This window comes from Pedobacter sp. (assembly GCF_965279535.1).
Classification (GTDB): domain Bacteria; phylum Bacteroidota; class Bacteroidia; order Sphingobacteriales; family Sphingobacteriaceae; genus Pedobacter.
Genome location: NZ_OZ257244.1, coordinates 2,634,617 through 2,651,467, shown reverse-complemented (window position 1 = coordinate 2,651,467; position 16,851 = coordinate 2,634,617). Strand labels below are relative to the sequence as shown.

Sequence of the window (16,851 nt, the reverse complement as noted above, 5' to 3'; positions counted from 1 at the left end):
CATCAATAATTGTATTTGTCTTTCCAATTGTTACGAAGTTTTTCTCTCAGCTTTTCTTCGGCAGCATTTTTACCCGGATCATAAAGTTTTGTTCCACTTAATTCATCCGGAAAATATTCTTGAGGAGAGAAGTTACCTTCATAGCCATGTGAATACTGATAATCTTTTCCATACCCAATGTTTTTCATCAGTTTGGTTGGCGCATTTCTGATATGAAGAGGCACAGGGAGATTACCTGTTTGCCTAACCAATGCCTGCGCTTTATTAATGGCTTCGTAAGACGCATTGCTCTTTGGCGAACTTGCAAGGTAAGTTACACATTGCGATAGGATAATCCGGGCTTCAGGATAGCCGATAACATTCACGGCCGTAAAGCAGTTATTGGCAAGCAACAAGGCATTTGGATTCGCATTGCCAATATCTTCAGAAGACAAAATGAGTAGCCTACGGGCAATAAACAAGGGATCTTCTCCTCCTTCAATCATTCTGGCCAACCAATATACCGCTGCATTAGGATCGCTACCCCTAATGGATTTAATAAATGCAGAGATAATATCATAATGTTGTTCTCCGGCTTTATCGTACAGTGCAAGGTTCTGCTGCGCATGGGCCAGAACGTTTTCATTAGTGAGTGAAATTTTATCCCCACCAATACCATTAACAGCAATCTCCAGCACATTTAATAGCTTTCTGGCGTCGCCTCCCGATAAACGGATCAATGCTTCGTGCTCTTTGATCGTTATTTTTTTCTGGTTTAAAATGGAGTCTTCCTTTATTGCCGTTTGTAATAGCGATACTAACTCTTCTTCAGTTAATGATTTTAAAATGTATACCTGGCAACGGGATAATAAAGCGGAGATAACTTCGAAAGAAGGATTTTCTGTTGTTGCTCCGATTAGTGTAACCAGCCCGCGTTCAACGGCACCCAATAAACTATCCTGTTGAGATTTGCTGAAACGGTGAATCTCATCGATAAATAAAATCGGAAGTCCGAGAAAACCGTCTTTTAATTGAGCAGCTTTATCAATAACTTCTCTAACATCTTTTACACCACTGTTAATGGCGCTCAAATTAAAGAAAGGCCGGTCAAGTGCCTGAGAAATAATATAGGCCAGTGTTGTTTTACCAACACCCGGCGGCCCCCAGAAAATCATAGAAGGTAAATGCCCGCTTTCAATCGCTTTACGTAAAACGGCATTTTCACCCACCAAGTGCTTTTGCCCAACATATTCATCCAAATTTTGAGGGCGCATTCTTTCGGCTAAAGGGGCTTGGTTCTGCATATTGGTAAAGATATAAAAATCAGCTATTTTGTTCAAGGATTAACAGCTAACCAAATGTTGATAAACAGTGCGGCAAACCCCTAACCTGTTATCAAACAAAAGGACTGGCACTTGGTTTTTAACTCAAGTATTATGAAAATAAAAAATTTAGATCATTTGGTATTAACGGTAGCTAACTTAGAAAGCACCTGTCGATTTTATAGTGAGGCTTTGGGAATGGAGATCATCACCTTTAACGAAGATCGAAAAGCCCTGAAATTTGGTAATCAAAAAATTAACCTGCACCATATCGGAAATGAATTTGAGCCGAAAGCCTTTAAGCCCGGTGCCGGATCTGCAGATTTATGTTTCATTACCGAAATGCCATTGCAAGAAGTAATGCAAGAGCTGCAGCATAAATGTTTCGAGATTGAGGAGGGGCCTGTAGCGCGTACGGGAGCTGTAGGAAAAATCGTATCCATTTATTTGCGCGATCCGGATATGAACCTAATAGAAATCAGCAACTACATATAAGGCTAATCTTCAATTTTAGAATGGTGTTTTGTATCCTTCATGGTGGTATATAATATCAGGGAGATTAGAATACAGCCTGTAACATACCAGTAGAAATAGCTTTCGTGCCCAATATTCTTAAACCAAAGTGCAAAATACTCTGCAGTGCCTCCAAAAATGGCAACGGTAAGGGCATATGGTAATCCAACACCTAAAGCCCTGATTTCAGCAGGGAAAAGTTCGGCTTTAACTACTGCATTAATGCTGGTGTATCCGCTAACGATGAGCAGCGCAGCTATCATTAGTAAAAAAATAATGGTGGTATTACTTTCCATTTTGATGGCTGTTAGAATGGGGTAAGTAAATAAACTCCCTAAAATACCAAAGCCTATAAGCAGCGGCTTTCTGCCAATTTTATCAGATAACAAACCATATAGGGGTTGAATAACTGCAAATACGAACAGGGAAATAAATGATAGCGTAGTAGAGGTTTCCTTACTTAAATGCACAGTATTTACCAAAAACTTCTGCATATAGGTGCTAAAAGTATAAAAAGCGATGGTTCCACCTAAAGTTAGTCCCACTACTGTAAATACCTCTTTTGGATATTTTAACAAAGCCGATATACCGCTTTTCCTGTCTTGTGATTTTTTAGATTCGAAGGCAGCTGTTTCATTGATATGACGCCTTAAGTATAGGGCGATGAAAGATAAAATTGCACCGATAAAGAATGGGATTCTCCATCCCCATTGATGCAACTCTGCACTGCTGAGTAGCCAGTTTTGTAAAATCAATTGAATGCCCAGGGCCAGGAGTTGTCCGCCAATCAGGGTTACATATTGAAAGCTGGAATAAAAACCACGATGCTTTTTGGTTGCCATTTCACTGAGATAAGTTGCCGATGTGCCATACTCACCACCAGTGCTTAGCCCTTGTATTAGCCTGGCCAACAGTAAAATTAGTGGCGCTGCAATCCCAATGGCTTTATAGGTAGGCGTTAAACCAATCATCAGCGAACCAATTGCCATGATTAACACCGATAAGGTCATTGATCTTTTTCTACCGTATTTGTCAGCAATACTCCCAAAAAGCCATCCGCCTATCGGGCGCATTAAAAAACCAACAGCAAAAATCCCTGCAGTATCTAAAAGCTGGGCAGTAGGGTTACTGTTCGGGAAAAATACCGGGGAAAAATATAAGGCGAATGCAGAATAACTGTACCAATCATACCACTCAACCAAATTGCCAATTGAGCCCCCGAAAATAGATTTCAGTCTGTGCTTTACTTCTTTGATTTCTGCCTGATGTTTAGTGTCCATAAATTAAAATGAAAGATGATTGTGTTTTGAATGAGGGAATGCTAAACATAAATTCTTTCCTTTTGTTTAAATTACATCGAATGTAAGATTATGATTTAATTATAAGAACTTTTCACTAAACATTCAATCATTCACTCACTCAATAATATGAAAGACAACTTCTCTGCCCAATCTGCCGAATATGCCATTTACAGACCAACATATCCGAAAGCCTTGTACGATTATCTTTTGTCGTTGGTTATGGATAAAAAGGCGGCATGGGATTGTGCCACAGGCAACGGACAGGTTGCGAGGGTTTTGGCACAGCATTTTGAAAAGGTTTATGCCACAGATATCAGTGAAAAACAATTGAGTCAGGCTTTGAAAGTTCCCAATATTTATTATAGGGTAGAACCGGCAGAACAAGTAAGTGCTGTTGCTGATAGTTTTGATCTCATCACTGTTGCTCAGGCTATTCATTGGTTTAACTTTGAGGCTTTTTATGCTGAGGTAAAACGGACGCTCAAACCTGATGGCTTATTTGCAGTAATTGGTTATGGCTTAATGAATATTGATAAAAAGGTAGATCAGGAAGTATTTAAACTTTACGAAGATATTTTGGGTAAATATTGGGATCCAGAGCGAAGATATATTGAGGAAGGTTATAAGACCATTCCCTTTCCATTCGAAGAGATTGTTGCCCCACATTTTCAGATAAAAACCACCTGGAATTTTAAGCAGCTTATTGGTTATCTCAATACCTGGTCATCTTTACAACATTATAAAAAGGCAAACGACAGAAATCCGCTCGAATATATGTTTACCGCGCTTAAAGAAGCCTGGGGTAACGATGCAGAAAAGGAGGTTCGTTTTCCTATATTGCTGCGGATTGGGAGGTAAGGGATGTATTTTTCTCACAGAGCACATCTAAAAATATACCGATCCCCGATGTAAAACTCCTTTTTTCTGTGGTTAAACTGACTATCGTTACTTTAACAAATCCAATATTCCTAAAACACTCAGTTTTTTCTGTTCTCCGCTTTGCATATCTTTTAAGGTAAGTTCTCCACTGGCCATTTCATCGCCACCAATTAAAACAACATAAGGAATTTTCTTAGCATCGGCATAAGCCATTTGTTTTTTAAGCTTTGCTGCTGATGGATATAGCTCTGCCGCAATTCCTGCATTTCGCAGTTGCTGAAGAATTGGCAAGGCGTATAACTCGGCTTCTGTGTCAAAGTTGCTGATCAGCACTTTTGTTCCGATTTCAGTTGATGTTGGAAAAAGATCGAGCTCTTCCAATACATCATAAATGCGATCGGCACCAAATGAAACTCCAACTCCTGTTAAATCTTTTAAGCCAAACATACCGGTTAAGTCGTCATATCTACCACCTCCGCCAATGCTGCCCATAGCCACTTCATTGGTTTTAACCTCAAAAATACATCCGGTGTAGTAGTTTAATCCGCGGGCCAGGGTAATATCCAGTTCCAGTTTTGCGGTTAAAGGTAAACTGTAGGCAATAAGGCTATCTACATATTTGAAAACCTGTTCAATTTCGGTAATGCCTTTTAAGCCCGTTTCAGATTTTGCCAAAACGGTTTTTAAACTTGCTAATTTTTCTGTATTTGATCCCTCCAGTAAAATAACCGGACGGAGTTTCTCTAAATCGGCTTCGGTAAAACCACGTTCTAATAATTCTTTGCTAACACCATCCAAACCGATTTTATCTAACTTATCAATGGCCACCGTCATATCGATAATCAATTCGGGTTTACCAATAATTTCGGCAATGCCTGACAGGATTTTTCTATTGTTGATTTTGATGCTGAAATCTTTTAATCCGAGATTAGATAAAGCTTCGTTGTAAATTAAAATAAATTCGGCTTCATTTAACAAACTTGCAGAACCTACCACATCAACATCACATTGATAAAATTCGCGATAACGACCTTTTTGAGGGCGATCCGCCCGCCAAACAGGTTGCACCTGAAAACGTTTAAAAGGTAAGGCAATCTCATTTTGGTGCATCACCACGTAACGCGCAAAGGGTACGGTTAAATCATAACGCAAAGCTTTTTCAGAAATCAATGGGATGAGTTTATTGCTGTTCTCTTCTGCATCAAAATCAAAAGCTTTCTTTTTTGGATCTTTTAAAAATTCGCCGCTATTTAATATCTTGAAAATTAATTTGTCTCCCTCATCACCATATTTACCTGTTAGGGTAGAAAGATTTTCAAAACTTGGAGTCTGAATTTCAGCGTAACCATATTTTTTGAAAACTGTTTTAATGGTATCGTAGATAAAATTACGTTTTACCATTTCTACTGGTGTAAAATCGCGTGTACCTTTTGCTAATGAGGGTTTGATAACTGACATAGCCGCAAAAGTACAAAAATGTTTAGAAATTGTATTTTTAACACATTCACAGAATTCGCATCTGCATCTTTAAATTTTAACCTAATATAACTAGAATATGAGTGTTGTTCATATAATCAGAACACATTAAAAATCATTAAGCGAGGGCAGTTGTCACCACTTCGGCAATACCTTATTTCCCCAGAACTTGCTTAACCAACTCCCTGTTAGGTTTAGAAACCGGAATCTTGTCTCCATTATCCATCAACAAAGTGCCTCCATCTTCCTTTAACCAGCTTTTCACAAATTTGGTGTTAACCAAATGACTTTGGTGTGCGCGTAAAAAGCCCTGGGGCTTAAGTAAATCGGAATATTCTTTTAGCGATTTGGAAATGAGTAGTTTTTCCCCGTTGGAAAAGAAGAAGTTGGTGTAATTATTATCGGCCTCACATCTCAAAATTTCTTCTGGCGCAACATAGCGAGTTTCATTTTGTTGAGGCAGGGCTATTTTGTTATTGTTAGGAACAGCTTCTTTTGGTGTAATTTTTGGCTCAGTGGCGGGTTGCTGATAAGGCGCTTGCTGATTAATATTAATGGTGTTTGGCCACTCAGTTTTGTTGCTGTTTCTTTTAATCAGGGAATAGATCAGGATCACCATACCAACAATAAATGCTAAAAATAGAGTTCCTATTATTAGTATAATGATTAACTCAGTTATACCAATCATAGCAGCATAGGTAATTTGAATTTGGAAACAAATGATAAAAACCAAGGCAAAAATTAATTTATTTCTCATAGAAAGCATTATTAGACTGTTTAAAAGTTTTATAACAAAATCATTCCGCGAATGATGAAGCAAAAATATCATTACTTCTCCTTTATAAAAATTCAGAATGAGGATTTAGGACATAGTAATGAGTATTAAGATCGTTTAACTGAGTATGTGATTGGATTGTACCTATATCCTCTTGCTCATTAACTGCTAATTTGATTCCATTTGTACTTTATATTAAATCACAATATGCTGGGCATTTACTGCAAATAATATCTTGCATTGATCCGTTTGTCACGAAAGTCTGGCACCCTTTTATCATCTCAACCTAAATATCTCATATAATCCCTTGCTTTATAGGCAAAAAAGTTAAATTTGCCACATTAAAATCAAAAATTATCATGAGTTTCAGAATAGAACACGATACCATGGGCGAGGTTCAGGTACCTGCCGACAAATACTGGGGTGCACAAACCGAACGCTCACGCAATAACTTTAAAATTGGTCCGGAAGGATCCATGCCTAAAGAAATTATCCACGCTTTTGGATATTTAAAGAAAGCCGCCGCACAAGCCAACACTGAACTGGGCGTATTATCTGCAGAAAAAGCTGAATTAATTGCTAAAGCATGCGATGAGATTATTGCTGGACAATTAGATGATCAGTTTCCTTTGGTAATCTGGCAAACTGGTTCTGGTACACAGAGTAATATGAACGGAAATGAGGTAATTGCTAACCGTGCACATGTTATTAATGGCGGACAACTGGCTGATGATAAGAAAATCCTTCACCCGAATGATGATGTGAACAAATCACAATCTTCTAACGATACTTACCCAACTGCAATGCACATTGCAGCCTATAAATTAACAGTAGAAAATACCATCCCTGGTTTAGAAAAACTAAGAAACACTTTAGCTCAGAAAGTAGCAGAATTTGCCAATATCACTAAAACAGGTCGTACACACTTTATGGATGCTACGCCCCTCACTTTAGGTCAGGAATTTTCTGGTTATGTTCAACAGATTGACAACAGCATCAGGGCAATTAAAAATGCCTTAGTAATGGTTGCCGAACTGGCTTTAGGTGGTACTGCAGTAGGTACAGGTTTAAATACACCAAAAGGATATGATGTTTTGGTGGCTAAGAAAATTGCCGAATTAACCGGACTACCTTTTGTAACAGCACCAAACAAATTTGAGGCATTAGCTGCTCACGATGCTATGGTTGAGCTTTCGGGCGCCTTAAAACGTACTGCAGTAGCTTTAATGAAAGTGGCTAATGATATCCGCATGTTAAGTTCCGGCCCACGTTGTGGAATTGGCGAAATTGTTATTCCAGATAATGAGCCGGGATCTTCTATCATGCCAGGAAAAGTAAATCCTACACAACCAGAAGCACTTACCATGGTTTGTGCGCAGGTAATGGGTAACGATGTAGCGGTTTCAATTGGTGGTGCAACAGGTCATTTCGAGCTGAATGTTTTCAAACCTTTAATTGCAGCGAATGTATTGCAGTCTGCCCGTTTAATTGGCGATGCCTGCGTTTCTTTCAATGATAAATGTGCAGAAGGAATTACAGCTAACCTACCAGAAATTGAGAAGCACCTACAAAACTCATTAATGTTGGTTACAGCGTTAAATCCACATGTAGGTTATGAAAATGCAGCTAAAATTGCTAAAAAAGCACACAAAGAAAATAAAACTTTAAAAGCTGCTGCGGTAGAGTTGGGTTTATTAACCAATGAGCAGTTTGACGAGTGGGTACGCCCGGAAGATATGGTTGGAAGCTTAAAATAACATTTGAAAAGCAGTGACTGTAGCCTTTCGCTTCGTTCAGTCCCGCTTTCCGTTATTAGTTTTGCAAACTATCACTTCAATCGGGTTTATTAAACTCAAAACAGTATTTCAAAACCCCAAAGCCTAAACCCTTTGGGGTTATAAATTTAATTGCGAGGCAAAACGCCCGCCTTGAAAACAAAACATACCCGGCCCTTTATGCAAAGAATACATTTAGGCTTAAAGCTTTTGTCTGCTTCACTCTTATCCATCGCTCTTTTATACTTAGGTTGTAGCCCTCGTCCAAACATTCAAGGGAAAGGAGAAACATTTATGCAAGGGGTGTGGAATCAGGATTCTGTTGCTTTTAGCAGCAAACTAAGCAATTATACTCAACATCATTTTAAATTTACCTGCGATTCATTTTATGTAGACCTTACTACCCACAGTAAAGTTAATTTTTATGAAGATTCTTGCTACAACAATGGCATTTGGAAAGAATATGCAAAAGGTGTTTACGCCGTTAGGGGCGATACTTTATTTTTAGGCGGAACTTTTACCCACGCCAATTACAAACAAAAAATATCAGGCTGCTACAGAATTGGCCGGTACGAGAAAAACTTCTTAATCAAAAAAAGTACTGCAAACACTTTGTTATTGCAAAGCTTAAGCGATCAACAAGAAATCAATTTAGCTTTGAAGCAAAATATTACCTGCGTACCAAAAGAACTATAATATGATTTTCAAATCAATAAAAACAAAACTCATTACAGCAATTGCAGTTACGGCACTGGCTTATACACCTGTAAAAGTAAACGCCTGGGGCATGCTTGGCCATCGTATTGTTGGTGAAGTAGCAGATAGCTACCTCAAAGCAAAAACACGCAAAGCGATTACCGGTATCCTTGGAAGTGAGTCTTTAGCCATGTCTGCCAACTGGGGCGATTTTATTAAATCAGACACAGCTTATAACTACTTATATAACTGGCATTTTGTAAATCTTCAGGCTGGATTAACCAAAGAGGGCGTATTCAATTTTCTGGAAAATGATAAAGGGCCAAATGTATATTCCAAAATTCCTGACCTGATTGCCATCCTGAAAAATAAGGCAAGTACGCTCGACCAGAAAAAATTAGCCATCAGGATGTTGGTGCATTTAGTTGGCGATTTACATCAGCCCATGCATACCGCACGTAAAGAAGATTTAGGTGGTAATCGAATATCAGTGCTATGGTTTAACGAAAAATCAAACCTTCATCGCGTTTGGGATGAGCAATTAATCGATTATCAGCAATTGAGTTATACCGAATATACCAAAGCCATTAATCATCCCTCAGCAGTACAACTTTACAATTGGCAAAATGCCAGTTTAAAAGATTGCGTTTTCGAATCTTATCAGGTATGCAACAAAATTTATGATAACATAAAGCCTGAGGCTAAACTGAGTTATCGTTACAACTTCGAGTGGATCGATATTTTAAATGAGCAATTGGTTAAAGGTGGAGTAAGACTCGCCAAAATTTTAAACGATATTTATGCCTGATAAAATGCCTCATATACATGGGGCATTTTCATTTGTAGCGTTTTTGCGGGTTTGGCCGTTTAAATATAGTAATTAGTATATAGTAGTTAGATATATTGCCTATAGCAAATCAGTCTTCATACTTGATGCTAAATACCGGATAATCAAAAAAACCATATGAAAAAAACGCTTCTATTATTAATGGTATGCCTGGGGTTTGCCTGCAAAAAGAAAACTGTTGATGCGGAAAATGACGTGACAAAATATTCATGGCCCTTACAGTCGGCAACTGTTTCCCCGGCCCTGCTTATCAACGGACAACTGGAAACAAATTTCAAAACCAAGTCTGCTTCTCAAGCCTGTTTGAATCACAATTATACCTTAGAATTCTCTAAAAATGGTAATTTTGCCTTTAGCTCAAATGGCCCTTTGTGCGACATGATTAGTTATCAAAACGCCACATGGATAAAAACAGGGAATGAGATTACATTAAACTATGGAACAGGAACGGCTCATAAAGTACAGGTTTTGGGTAATATCATCACAGATAAATATACTTTTGAGCAAAACAACACCACGTATACCGTAACTTATATATACACCGCAAAACCAAAATAACATTGAAAATACTTATGGTTTGTTTAGGCAATATTTGCCGCTCACCACTTGCTGAAGGCATTATGCGACATTTAGTTAATGCTAAAAATTTAAACTGGGAAATTGCTTCGGCAGGAACCGGAAACTGGCATATAGGTAAAGCACCCGATCATAGAAGTACCGCTGCTGCCAAATCTTTAGGCTACGATATCAGCGAACAAAGAGCACAACAATTTAATGCCCGGATGTTTGATCAGTACGATTTGATTCTGGTTATGGACAAGAATAATTTACGTGATGTACAAAGTCTGGCTAACAACGAAACAGCACGTAAAAAAGTAAAACTTTTTCTTGATAACGATGAAGTTACAGACCCATATTGGGATAATGCACTGTTTGGCCCTGTTTGCGAACAGATTGAAGAAAGATGTAGGGAAATTATTCAACAACTTTCCTAAATTTAAGGATTCAAAATTCGATTTTTATCCTAACCAAATGCCATGAAAAAAATATTACTGCTCTGTGCTCTACTTTTTACCATTATTTCTTGTGATGCTATTTTACCCGTAAAAAAAGAAGTTAAGATCTTAGTCTTTTCCAAAACTACAGGTTTCAGGCATAATTCTATTGAAACCGGAAAAGAAGCGATTCAAAAGCTTGGTTTAGCCAATCAATTTAAAGTAGATACTACCGAAAATGCCAATGTGTTTACGGATGCTAATTTAAAAAAATATGCAGCGGTTGTGTTCTTAAGTACTACCGGTGATGTTTTAAATAATATGCAACAAGCCGCATTTGAACGTTATATTAAAAAAGGTGGAGGCTTTGTTGGTGTTCATGCAGCAACCGATACCGAATATGATTGGCCTTGGTATGGAAAATTGGCCGGAGCCTACTTTACCAGTCATCCAGTGGTTCAGGAGGCAAAATTTATTATTAAAGATACCAAACATCCTTCAACTCAATTCTTTACAGATTCGATATGGATGCATAAAGATGAACTTTATAACTTTAAGGATATCAATCCCGATATTAAAGTATTGATTACCATTGATGAGCAATCTTACAAAGGCGGGAAAAACGGAAGCTTCCATCCCTTTAGCTGGTACCATGCATATGATGGGGGAAGAGCTTTTTACACCTCAATGGGTCACACCAAAGAATGTTGGGCAGAAGATAAATTTTTGCAACATCTTTTGGGTGGGATTAATTATGCCGTGGGGAGGAAATAAGTAGCGGGAATTTAGTATCAAGTAGCTGGAATCAAGGTATCAAGTATTAAGAGGGGACTTGAGGGGATCAAGGAATAAAGAGCAAAGCCCCTAAGTTTAAAGTACTTTAGCCAGGCAATACTTCTAAGAACTAAACAATATTTGCTAACTACTTTAAAAAGTATTTTACATTAAGAAGTTAAGAAATGGATATTTGATTTTCCTTAACTTCTTAATGTTTATAAACACTGAAAGCCTGTTATTTAGCTTTGCATTAGTGTATTCAACTTTGTTGTTTCCGCTTTTTACTAATAAAATAATTGTGAAAGAGCGTTACTGGCGGTGTTTGTAGTTGGCTTTAAAGAAGTAAATTTAGTCAATTGTGCAACCGTTAATACCGTTCCCAGGTTAGATTTTAAGCCAGAAACAAGCTTTCCAAACTTAGATTGGTAAGCAGCTGGGTCAGTTTTCTTTGTTGCTAAAATGGTGGCTTTCTGAATCAGAAAATCTTTTACTATGGTGCTCACTTTTGGTTTTTGAACTTCGGTTAAACTAAGCGCTGGTGTCAGTTTGCCTAAAATGCCAGATGTTAAACTGTTAACATCAATGCCGGCGGCAGTAGCAACGTTAGCTGCCGTTCCAACCTTATTTAAAATGCTTTGTGCATTAGCCGCCAGATTTAAGCCCAGTACTAATGCCGATAGGATGAATAGTTTCTTCATTTTTAAAAAATATTTAATAAACGAATATACTACTTGTTATTCCTGTTTGGAATATTTCTTCTACTCACATTTACTTTCCTGGCATTTATTAAATAAATAAAATTAAGCATGCAAAAAGAAGCAATTGCGCCGAAGGTATGCCACAGAAAATGTGTGCCCGTGGTCAAAATTTCCCATTTATCTGCAATGCGGAAAGTAAGAGCAAACACAAAAGCTACCAATGCAAAACCCACCCATTTACCATTAAGCCATTCTGTTTTGATCAGGTATCCAAATACAGGAAACAATACCAGCGAAGCCATAAAAGCATAATTAATGTTGATGAAAATTTGGAAGTCTCTGTTGGTGAACAAGCTTCGGATGTAAAATTGAAAAATAGCGTAAATCACCACAATTAGTGCAGCGTAATACCATTTGGTAATTTTTGCTAAAAAATATACGCCGGCAGAAAGACATAAAAGCATGATGGGCAGCCAGTCCATTAAAATAAAAATGGGCCAGCGCCTCAGGCTGTGATAAGTGGTGCCACCAATGCCACCAATATACATTAGCACAAGTGCTATGGTAAGAAAGGAATGATATTTAAAATCACCGCGGAGCCTGATAGTCCAAAAAATGGCTATTGCCAGAAAAAAGCAACTGGTTATGGCATTAAGCGGTTCAGGGAAAAACTGACTAAGGTCGGTTTCTGTGTACATCGTACCACCATCTGGAGGATTCTGCATAAAAACACTTATTTTTAAAAAGGTTAAGTAATTTTAAATTCTATTCAATATGTCGAAATATCATTATGTAACAAACATAACCGATAATTTCAGGTAAAAAGTTAGCGACGTTGGCCTAATATTAAACTAACATGGAAAAAAATAAACTCTTTATGCTCATGCTTGGCTGTAAACCAAAAGGTAGACATACCGAACAACACGATATCTTTTTTGGAATTGCAACAAGTTTGAAAAATCTTATCCCTGAACTTCAGGCTTTTTGGCCGGAAGCTAAAGATAAATTACACATTGATGCCTGGAGGGAAATAAATTATGTTGATGGTTATAGTGTAGAAGTTATTTCCGTAGCAGACCACGCGGTAAATGAACCTCATTTATTTTTTCTCAATCTGGGTGGTTATAAACCCCATGAGTTTGATGAGCCCCACTATAAAATGCTACTTATAGCTGCTGATAAGGCTATTGCCATAAAACGTGCAAAGGAATCTGCATTTTACCTCCATACAGGATTTACAGGAGCAGTTTCTCACATCGATGATAAATATGGGGTTGATGTAGATGATGTATTGGATATAGACGATGTATTAAGCAAACAAACCCGAAAGAAATTCAGACTTAAATTTACACTTACTGATCAACATGTAACTGATGAAATACATTTAGGGTATCTTCCTTTAAGAAACATCAAGTAAAACATTATTACGGCACATAGCGTAAGTAGCAAGAAAGCATTATAAGGCTCAACAATAAAATTACTTTTTTTGCACCTCAGGGATAAATCCCGGCAAAAAAACCATAACCTTTTCTTAATCTGAAGATATAGTTCCCTTAACACAGCAACGACATCTTTGCGGTCATAAACAAATCGGAACTAATCATGATCAAAAATTTACTCGTTGCAGTATTTTTATTGTGCTTTTATGTCACCAATACTGCATGGGCACAAACTACACAAGCCTCAATTTCGGGGATTGTTACCGACGAACAGAAGAAACCCATTCCAGGTGCCTCTGTTCAAATAAGAAATAACGCTACTGGTTTCACTACCAGAACCTCTACCAATGCGCAAGGGGAATATACTTTTAAGGAGCTCCCATTAGGCGGCCCCTATACCGTTAAGGCTGTGTATATTGGTTTTGGCGATCAAACCAGGAGTGGTTACATGCTTAACCAGGGCGACGCGGTTAAAATAACCATCAATATGCAAGAGGCTTCGCAAAACTTAGAAGCGGTAGAAGTTGTGGCTTCGGGTTTAAGAAACAAAGTGAAAAACTTTGGTGCGTCTACCGAAATCTCGGCGAAAACCATGAATCAATTGCCCGTAAACGGCCGTAACTTTTCTAACTTAATGGATCTTTCTCCTTTAAGTCGTGGTGGTGGTATTTCTGGTCAGTTGGGTTCGTCTACAAACTATACAATTGATGGTATGGGTGCTAAAAATCCAACTTCTGCAGGTGCAACCACCAGCCGGAGCGGTGCACCTTACTCCATTTCTATGGAAGCTGTACGTGAGTTTAAAGTAATTACCAACCAATACGATGTTACATTTGGAAGAGCAGGCGGTGGAACAGTAAGTGCGGTTACCAAAGCAGGTACCAACACCATCAGCGGGAGCGCTTTTATGTACGGCCGTGCAGATTGGTTATCTTCTCAATATGACATCAGAGGCGTAAAACGCGATAACGATTTCTCTACCTATCAATATGGTTTTACCTTAGGTGGTCCAATCATTAAAGATAAACTACATTATTTTGTCGGATGGGACCATCAAAGAGATGCCCGCCCGCTCATTATTGCCGATATTAATGGCCCGGCAGATGAGGCCCGGTTTAGAATAACCAACAGTACTTTATCAAGCTTCCTTGATATTGCCCGTACCAAATATGGCGTTTCTGATAATCCACAATATGGATCATTTGATAAAAAGCGTGGATCTGATGCTGCTTTTGCTCGTATCGACTGGCAAATTGATGAGAAAAACTTATTAACCGTTAGAGATAACTATACTAACGACAGAAATCCACTAGGCCTGGCAGATAATACCGCCATTAACTTTTTCGAAAGTTATGGTAACGATAAAAATGTGGATAATAACTTGTTAGCTACTTTACGTACTACAGTAAGCAGCAAAATTACTAACGAGTTAAAAGTTCAGCACTTATATACTTTCCAGGCGAGTACACAAAATGATGAATTGCCTGGGGCTATACCGAGAGCGATAGTAAACAATGTAGGCTCTACCTTATCTGATGGCAGTAATGTGGCCACGGCAATACAAATTGGAGGACATCGTTTTGGTCAGGAAGGTTTCACGAATAATGTAATCCAGTTAGTAGATAATTTCTATTACAATACTGATAAGGTAAAATATACTTTTGGGGTAGATTTACAGTACACCAATGCAAAATCGCTTTATGGTAGTGAAGTAAACGGCCGTTTCGAGTATAGCAATACAGGAGCAATAACTTCTTTGCAGAATTTTAATAATTTAATTCCGAACAGGTTTTATCGCGAGGTGCCTTTAATGCCAGATCCAACGGTAAAAGCCAGCATTTGGAATACAGCCATTTATGGGCAGATGCAAACAAAACTGGCTAAAGGTTTAGAATTTACAGGTGGTATCCGTGTTGATTATAGTGCTTATCCAAAGTCTCCGCTTAACCAACAATTATTTGATGCAATTGGAGTGAGGACCGACCATGAATTGAAGCAGTTTCTGGTTCAGCCCAGAATTCAGTTCGACTGGGATATCAATGAAAACAGAACCGATTTTGTACGCTTTGGTGCAGGTATTTTTGGATCAGATGTAAATAACTATGTTACCATTAATAACTTAACGTTTGATGGTAAGCATTTGGCTACCGTTGATGTAATTAATAATGATGTTCCAACGCCTAATTTTATTGGTTACAGAAACGGAACTGCGGGTACGCCAACACTAGCATCGTTACAGGTTCCTACCATTAATACTTATGCAGAGGATGCTAAAATTCCTGTAATTTATAAAGCCAATTTATCTTATAGTAAGCTAATTACAGACCGTTTAAAAGTTGGTATTACCGGTTATGCAACTTTGGGCCGTAACAACTACATGTACGTGGATAGAAATATGGCTGCAACACCTTTCTTTACATTGGCCAATGAAGCAAACCGTGGTGTTTTTGTGCCAATTGCAAGTATTGGAACCACTAATGGCGTAGCCGATTGGAAAGGCGGTCGTTTAACCAATCAATTCGGGCGTGTGTTGGAGTTGAATTCTAAAGGCCGGGTAAACCAATTTGCGGTTGTAGCTGATGCAACCTGGCAATATTTCAGAGATGGCGAAATCTTTGTAAGTTATACCTGGAACGATACTAAAGACAATACCTCATTCAATGGTAACGTAGCCAACTCCGCAACTTTATCGCTCCCGGTTAAAGATGATCCGAGAGATTTAAGCAGAATGAGTTATTCGGATAACCATTTCCGTAACAAAGTAGTAATTTATGGAACCTTACCAACTTTTTACGGCGTAACTGTTGGTGTACGTTACTCGGGTATTGGTGGTACGCGCTATAGCTTACTGGCAGGTGGTAACATTAACGGAGATTTTGTTGCGACTAACGATTTAGCTTATGTGTTTGATAGAAATAACCAAAATGTGCCTCAAAGTATCCGTACAGGACTACAAACTTTATTAGATAACCCATCAGCAAGCGAAAGTTTAAAAAGGTATATCACCAGATATTCTGGTCAAATCGCAGAACGTAATGGCGGTGTTAACGATTTCTTCGGTATTGTTGATGTACGTGTAAGCAAGAAATTCAAGTTCGGAAATAAACAAACTTTAGAACTTTCTGGCGATATCTTCAACTTTGGTAACTTATTGAATAAGAAGTGGGGTGTTAACGAAACATTAGGAAATCAAGCCTTATATGCAGTTTCTGGTTTTGATGCTGTAAATAAATCCTTTACTTATCGCGTAAACAATACAGGTGTAGTAACACCATCAGGTAACCCTTGGCAAATGCAAATTGGTTTACGCTACGGGTTTTAATCAGTAGCTAAATTTCTTAGTATAAAGTCATAAAAAGAGGGAATGGATTTTTATCCG

16 protein-coding genes are annotated in these 16,851 nt (G+C 38.2%); 10 read left to right on the top strand and 6 right to left on the bottom strand.

Annotated features, from left to right (window positions below):
* Positions 1-2: 2 nt before the first annotated feature.
* A complete protein-coding gene (locus tag ACQY77_RS10610; RefSeq protein WP_421942168.1) occupies positions 3-1,283 on the bottom strand; it encodes a replication-associated recombination protein A in 1,281 nt (426 codons plus the stop codon).
* Positions 1,284-1,415: 132 nt separating this feature from the next.
* Here ACQY77_RS10610 and ACQY77_RS10605 point away from each other — a divergent pair, with 132 nt between their 5' ends.
* Entirely contained in the window at positions 1,416-1,796 is a 381-nt protein-coding gene (locus ACQY77_RS10605; protein ID WP_421942169.1) for a VOC family protein, read from the top strand.
* 2 nt (positions 1,797-1,798) lie between these two features.
* Here ACQY77_RS10605 and ACQY77_RS10600 read toward each other — a convergent pair whose 3' ends face one another.
* Entirely contained in the window at positions 1,799-3,094 is a 1,296-nt protein-coding gene (locus ACQY77_RS10600; protein ID WP_421942170.1) for an MFS transporter, read from the bottom strand.
* A 147-nt stretch (positions 3,095-3,241) separates the two neighbouring features.
* On the opposite strand from ACQY77_RS10600, the gene ACQY77_RS10595 reads away from it, so the two are divergent.
* Positions 3,242-3,973 (top strand): class I SAM-dependent methyltransferase, encoded by a 732-nt coding sequence (locus ACQY77_RS10595; RefSeq protein ID WP_421942171.1) that lies wholly within the window; start codon positions 3,242-3,244, stop codon positions 3,971-3,973.
* An 87-nt stretch (positions 3,974-4,060) separates the two neighbouring features.
* Here the strand turns inward: ACQY77_RS10595 and hisS are convergent, their stop codons facing one another.
* Both hisS and ACQY77_RS10585 read right to left on the bottom strand, forming a co-directional pair.
* On the bottom strand, positions 4,061-5,452 hold the full coding sequence (gene hisS / locus ACQY77_RS10590) for a histidine--tRNA ligase (protein WP_421942172.1): 1,392 nt from the start codon (positions 5,450-5,452) through the stop codon (positions 4,061-4,063).
* 172 nt (positions 5,453-5,624) lie between these two features.
* A complete protein-coding gene (locus ACQY77_RS10585; RefSeq protein ID WP_421942173.1) occupies positions 5,625-6,227 on the bottom strand; it encodes a LytR/AlgR family response regulator transcription factor in 603 nt (200 codons plus the stop codon).
* Positions 6,228-6,604: 377 nt separating this feature from the next.
* Between ACQY77_RS10585 and fumC the strand changes: the two genes are divergently transcribed.
* The 6 genes from fumC to ACQY77_RS10555 all read left to right on the top strand — a co-directional run bounded on the left by fumC (position 6,605) and on the right by ACQY77_RS10555 (position 11,332).
* Positions 6,605-8,002, top strand: a complete 1,398-nt coding sequence (gene fumC / locus ACQY77_RS10580) for a class II fumarate hydratase (RefSeq protein WP_421942174.1) — start codon at positions 6,605-6,607, stop codon at positions 8,000-8,002.
* 198 nt (positions 8,003-8,200) lie between these two features.
* Positions 8,201-8,716, top strand: a complete 516-nt coding sequence (locus tag ACQY77_RS10575; protein ID WP_421942175.1) for a fumarate hydratase — start codon at positions 8,201-8,203, stop codon at positions 8,714-8,716.
* A gap of 1 nt (position 8,717) precedes the next feature.
* Positions 8,718-9,524, top strand: coding sequence for a S1/P1 nuclease (locus ACQY77_RS10570; protein WP_421942176.1), 807 nt, complete (start codon positions 8,718-8,720; stop codon positions 9,522-9,524).
* A gap of 156 nt (positions 9,525-9,680) precedes the next feature.
* Positions 9,681-10,121 carry a hypothetical protein gene (locus ACQY77_RS10565; protein WP_421942177.1) on the top strand — a complete coding sequence of 147 codons (441 nt, stop codon included), beginning with the start codon at positions 9,681-9,683 and terminating at the stop codon, positions 10,119-10,121.
* Positions 10,122-10,123: 2 nt separating this feature from the next.
* Positions 10,124-10,558, top strand: a complete 435-nt coding sequence (locus tag ACQY77_RS10560) for a low molecular weight protein-tyrosine-phosphatase (protein ID WP_421942178.1) — start codon at positions 10,124-10,126, stop codon at positions 10,556-10,558.
* A gap of 42 nt (positions 10,559-10,600) precedes the next feature.
* On the top strand, positions 10,601-11,332 hold the full coding sequence (locus tag ACQY77_RS10555; RefSeq protein WP_421942179.1) for a ThuA domain-containing protein: 732 nt from the start codon (positions 10,601-10,603) through the stop codon (positions 11,330-11,332).
* Positions 11,333-11,619: 287 nt separating this feature from the next.
* Here the strand turns inward: ACQY77_RS10555 and ACQY77_RS10550 are convergent, their stop codons facing one another.
* Together ACQY77_RS10550 and ACQY77_RS10545 are read right to left on the bottom strand one after the other, a co-directional pair.
* On the bottom strand, positions 11,620-12,033 hold the full coding sequence (locus ACQY77_RS10550; RefSeq protein WP_421942180.1) for a hypothetical protein: 414 nt from the start codon (positions 12,031-12,033) through the stop codon (positions 11,620-11,622).
* Between the two features lie 29 nt (positions 12,034-12,062).
* On the bottom strand, positions 12,063-12,758 hold the full coding sequence (locus tag ACQY77_RS10545; RefSeq protein ID WP_421942181.1) for a hypothetical protein: 696 nt from the start codon (positions 12,756-12,758) through the stop codon (positions 12,063-12,065).
* 131 nt (positions 12,759-12,889) lie between these two features.
* Between ACQY77_RS10545 and ACQY77_RS10540 the strand changes: the two genes are divergently transcribed.
* Positions 12,890-13,450 carry a DUF1543 domain-containing protein gene (locus tag ACQY77_RS10540; protein ID WP_421942182.1) on the top strand — a complete coding sequence of 187 codons (561 nt, stop codon included), beginning with the start codon at positions 12,890-12,892 and terminating at the stop codon, positions 13,448-13,450.
* Positions 13,451-13,635: 185 nt separating this feature from the next.
* Positions 13,636-16,794, top strand: coding sequence for a carboxypeptidase regulatory-like domain-containing protein (locus ACQY77_RS10535; protein ID WP_421942183.1), 3,159 nt, complete (start codon positions 13,636-13,638; stop codon positions 16,792-16,794).
* Positions 16,795-16,851 lie beyond the last annotated feature (57 nt).